The organism is Gordonibacter sp., from assembly GCF_036667095.1.
Lineage (GTDB): Bacteria > Actinomycetota > Coriobacteriia > Coriobacteriales > Eggerthellaceae > Gordonibacter.
Map to the genome: position 1 here is coordinate 1 of NZ_JAVWUP010000319.1, position 636 is coordinate 636.

Below are 636 nucleotides of genomic sequence, written 5' to 3' on the forward strand. Positions count from 1 at the left end.
AGGCTTGCCGTTTTTACCAACGCGTGGAGCGTTGTAGAAGACGGGTCCTTTATCCTCAAAATAGATGAATGGCGCGATTGCGATAACCAAAAACAGCAGCAAAGGCATAACGAGAATGCCAATAATGAGATCGAGCACACGTTTGATGAAATGGGCGTACATCAGGTCAGTTCCTCCATCATACTTCGTTCGCGACGGCGACATACGCGTTTTTGAACGCGGCAAGTACGTAGTCGATATCGTCGTTGGTCAGGAGTGTGTGCAGGGGAAACGTTATCTCACTGCGGAAAAGTTCATAGGCGTTCGGGAAATCGTCTATCGAAAAACCAAGGTTGCGATAGGCGCTGAGAAGGGGCAGTGGTTTGTAGTGTACGTTTGTTGCGACACCTGCTTGGGCCATGTGCTCGATAACAGCATTGCGGAATGCTTCATCTTTGCCATTCATATGCACGAGCATTAAATGCCCCGAAGAGATGCTGTCGTTGCTGAAATGAGTAAGGGTCGACACGTCAAGACCAGTAAGACCCGCTTCGTAGCGCTCTATCATCTCGCGCCGACGTGCCAGGAGGCTAGGGTAGCGCCTGAGCTGGGTAAGACCGAGCGCCGCTTGGATGTCGGTCATGTTGCACTTCCAGC

General features: G+C 51.3%; 2 protein-coding genes. Both read right to left on the reverse strand.

Going from position 1 to position 636, the window contains the following annotated elements; genetic code table 11:
* On the reverse strand, positions 1-204 hold a 204-nt coding region (locus RR842_RS14165), incomplete at its 3' end, for a sugar transferase (RefSeq protein ID WP_332730225.1).
* Positions 179-636, reverse strand: a 458-nt coding sequence (locus tag RR842_RS14170; protein WP_332730227.1) for a DegT/DnrJ/EryC1/StrS family aminotransferase, incomplete at its 5' end; no start/stop codon positions are given. The genes RR842_RS14170 and RR842_RS14165, both read right to left, overlap by 26 nt.